The 3494-nt window shown below is 52.5% G+C and carries 3 protein-coding genes; all 3 read right to left on the bottom strand.

From position 1 onward, the window contains the following. Nucleotides 1-270: 270 nt before the first annotated feature. The 3 genes from FYJ85_RS22770 to FYJ85_RS22760 all read right to left on the bottom strand — a co-directional run bounded on the left by FYJ85_RS22770 (nt 271) and on the right by FYJ85_RS22760 (nt 3413). Nucleotides 271-1404 (bottom strand): hypothetical protein, encoded by a 1134-nt coding sequence (locus FYJ85_RS22770; RefSeq protein ID WP_154420976.1) that lies wholly within the window; start codon nt 1402-1404, stop codon nt 271-273. Beyond that, nucleotides 1313-1639, bottom strand: a complete 327-nt coding sequence (locus FYJ85_RS22765) for a helix-turn-helix domain-containing protein (protein ID WP_206213426.1) — start codon at nt 1637-1639, stop codon at nt 1313-1315. The genes FYJ85_RS22770 and FYJ85_RS22765 overlap by 92 nt, the downstream gene beginning before the upstream one ends. Before the next feature lie 94 nt (nt 1640-1733). Continuing rightward, on the bottom strand, nt 1734-3413 hold the full coding sequence (locus FYJ85_RS22760) for an integrase core domain-containing protein (protein ID WP_154420974.1): 1680 nt from the start codon (nt 3411-3413) through the stop codon (nt 1734-1736). Nucleotides 3414-3494 lie beyond the last annotated feature (81 nt).

Raw genomic sequence — 3494 nt, 5'->3', positions numbered from 1 at the left:
TGTCATGTGCGGGAATAAATGGTTCTGTTTTTCAGTAAAAAACAGGTGACACTTTTCTCCCTGTTAATAAATTGACAGTCAATATGATGCAACAATGCATCATATTCTGTCAATAAGAGTAAGATAGCATGGAAAATTCTGATTGCAAATCAGAATTTCTGAATCATAAATCAAATTGACCGACGCTGGAGGATCGGCTTTCAAGGAAAGGCGATCCGGAAGCGCCGGAACCGTCCGGAGGACGGAGTGAACGCGGGAATAAGCCTCCGATTAATGCAATTCGCTGCCGTCACGAAAAAGTCTGATGTATTCTTTGCTTTCCAGATAACGCTGTATGGCGATTCTCCAGGCGTGCGCGCCCGCGTCTTTCCTCAGTCGTTTTTTCCGGGGAAATGTCTCCTGAATCCATTCCGCCAGACGTTTGATTTCCAGATAAATGCTTTCCCGTTCCCGCCTGGAGAAATGCGAAAACTCCTCTTCCCAGCGTTCCTGTGCGCTCTTCCCTGCCAGCACTGCACGTCTGCGCCGATTGGCTCGTTCGACAGATAAATGTACCGCCACAGCGAATGAGTCCAGTTCCTCCCGGTCTTTCAGGATCGCACGCAAATAACGTTTGATTTCCCCCTGGCTTCGTTCCATCACCCCGTTGAACTGCGGAAATCCCGGGGGACTGTTAAAGGGAATCACTGCAAACATTTTCAAAATCGAAAGTACTTCGCCGGAATTCAAATTCGATCCATTGTCCCGCTTCAGGAAGAGTGGCGCTTCGTGTTTGTGCATCAAGTAGTTGAGATGTTCGGCCACCTCCTCACCGGTAAATGCTCCGGGTTTGACGGCCGGCTCAAGTTTCACTCTGCTGCCGAGGTCGATCACCTGAAGCACGTGAAAGCGCACACCGCGATGCACCTGCTCAAAAATGTCCATGCTCCAGATCAGATGCGCTTCGCAGTATTCGACCGAGAGCATGGACTTTCTTTCTCCACGCAGGAGTTTGAACCGCAATTCATTGGCCAGTTCCTGAAAACGTCTTGTGGAATATTCCGGATGTTGTGCATGAACCGCAAAAACCGCGCGTAGCCGATGGCGATTTCCATGCCGCTGTTGTTGTTTCAGAAGCTGTAAAATGACATCATCTTCCATTGTGACGGCTCGTGGTTTCCCCCGCGGTCCCCAGAGCGGCTCACCCAGAGCCGCCCGGTGTTCATAGCGGAAAAAAGTCGAAACACTCAGCTGTCCGGCCAGAATGAAACGCTTCAGAGGAATGGTTCGATTTCTGCTTTTTTCATGGCTGATCGCCTGAATGACGGGCAGCTCATCCGTTTCTTTTTTTTTCGCGTTCCGCCAGCTGGGAATCCCGGATGGCGATGATACGGCCTTGGAGTTCGGAGATGGCTTTTGTCTCATATAACTCGTTCTCCAGACGCTTCTTTTCCGCTTCCAGCTGCCGGATTTTCCGCGTCTCGTCGGAGAGTTTCGGGCGACCGGGGTCACCGGGAGTCAGAGCCTCGGCCGCGGCTTTCACAAACGCATCCATATACTCGTAGAACGTTTTGCGGGAGACGCCGAGACGTTCCGCCGCTTCGGTAGCGGAAATGGTTCCTGCCTGAACTTCGCAAATCGTCACAAGTCTTTGCTTCATCGCTTGATAGTCATTCTCTTGCATCCGGCTCATCATGATTCCTCCTCCCGAATCCGGCGAATGGGAGAGACGCCGGACCCGGTTTTTCATTTCCTTAAATGCTTATTGAGAAATCTCCGCTGAAGGGAGCGATTGTCCACGACTCTCGTTCTTGGGCGGTCGCCCCCGGCGGCAGGGACGTTGCGCCTGGTCCAGAAGTTTCTCCAGATGTGTTCCCGACAGTTTCTCCTCTTTCTTTCTGGCTTGCCTCTTCCCGTTCTGCAACATCTTGCGATCCAGCAGTTTCTCGAGATGACTCGAAAGTGAGTTCTCTTTCATTTCCAATGCCTTGCGCCCCCTCGGACGTGCCTCCAGAGCTTTCAGCATTCCCTCCAGAGCAAGCAACTCCCAGCGTTCCACCTGCGGGGGCCGCACCGAATACCGGCGGCAGACCGCGCTCACACTGGTTTTCTCCGTCCAGACCGAGAGGACCGCCTTGCATTTCTCCTGCGCCGTCAACGGCGGCGTCTGCGATTCGGTCATTGCTGATTGCTCCGATTTTTCCACTGCTGTCGGATGGGTCTTCTCCATTTTCAATATTCTCCATGATTGGTTGTTTGTCAAGCTGTTGCGTGATGTTTTCATCGGAAATGATCAGAGGGGATGTTTCCCCGGTCGGTTGTTCGACGCCGTCGATCTGCATGGAAATCCGTCCCTTTTTCTCCAGAATCGACACACAGGAATCCCCGACGCGCCCGACCATCATAAACGGTTTGCGGACATGGCCTTTCAAGGCAAGTTCGAGAGTATTGTCTGCTATTTTCTCGGCGAGCTGCCGTTTCACCGTCGTTTCGATTTCAAAAAAACGATCCGCCGGGGTCAGACCGCCGATTCCCTGATGCGGACGCTGAAAATTGTAGTGTCGGATATAGAGCGCCAGCTGCTCCCGAAGCTCATCGAAACTGCTGATCTTCGCTTTGTCGAAAAACTCCTGCCGCAGCGTCCGCCAGAACCGCTCCAGTTTTCCATTGGTCTGCGGATGGTGGGTGCGGCAGACCGTATGCTTGATCTGGTGGTTGCGCAGATAGGTTCCGAACTGGTTGTTCCCGGTCCAGCTGACGAACTGACGGCCGCCGTCGGTCAGGATTTCTTTCGGGAACGTGTAGTCACCGCACGCTTTTTTCAACAGATCGATGGTATTTCCTACCGTCTGGCGATGGAACAGATCCAGGGCGACAACATAACGCGAATAATCATCCAGATAGCCGATGACAAAGACTTTTTCGTGGTTCGGCATGATGAAATACATCACGTCGGTGTGCCATAGTTCATTGGGAGAACGCCGTTCGAAGAACCGCATCGGAGCGGGAGGACGCCTGGGGCGGGACGTGGTCGCCGTTGACGATGACGGATGTGCCTGCAGAACGGATCGAACTTCATGAGTTTTGACCGGCAGACCGAGAAAGCGGCGGAAGATCTGAGTGATCCGTTTGACGCCATGATCCGGATGTGCGGCTTTGTGTTCGAGAATTTGCGCTCGGACAAACTCCCGGGCTGGATCGGATTTTTCCGCTGCAGCAGCACTTTTCTCCGGCGGAGACGTGAAAGCGCCAGAACCTTTTTCACGGTATTCGCGGATCCATTTGCCGAGGGAACTTTTCCCGATTCCGAGTTCCCGTGCGATGTCTTTGGCCTGATAACCTTCTTCAAAATAGAGTTTCACAGCCTTGAGCTTGTCGGCCGCCGAATAACGGGTTCCACTCCGATTCGGCCCTGTTTCCGGTGCAGCTTTCATTTCACACCTTCCTCCTTGTTCAGAGAAAAGTGTTACCCGTTTTTACAAACTCTTCAAACCATTTTCCTGCAACTTAGCACA

Source organism: Victivallis lenta (assembly GCF_009695545.1).
Taxonomy (GTDB): Bacteria; Verrucomicrobiota; Lentisphaeria; order Victivallales; family Victivallaceae; genus Victivallis; species Victivallis lenta.
Note: the sequence above shows the minus strand (reverse complement) of the source record. Positions and strands in the feature narration are given on the sequence as shown.

Excerpts from the sequence above, each read along its gene's own strand:
- FYJ85_RS22770 (WP_154420976.1), bottom strand. The coding sequence starts at position 1,404 with ATGAGACAAAAGCCATCTCCGAACTCCAAGGCCGTATCATCGCCATCC.
- FYJ85_RS22765 (WP_206213426.1), bottom strand. The coding sequence starts at position 1,639 with ATGAAGCAAAGACTTGTGACGATTTGCGAAGTTCAGGCAGGAACCATT.
- FYJ85_RS22760 (WP_154420974.1), bottom strand. The coding sequence starts at position 3,413 with ATGAAAGCTGCACCGGAAACAGGGCCGAATCGGAGTGGAACCCGTTAT.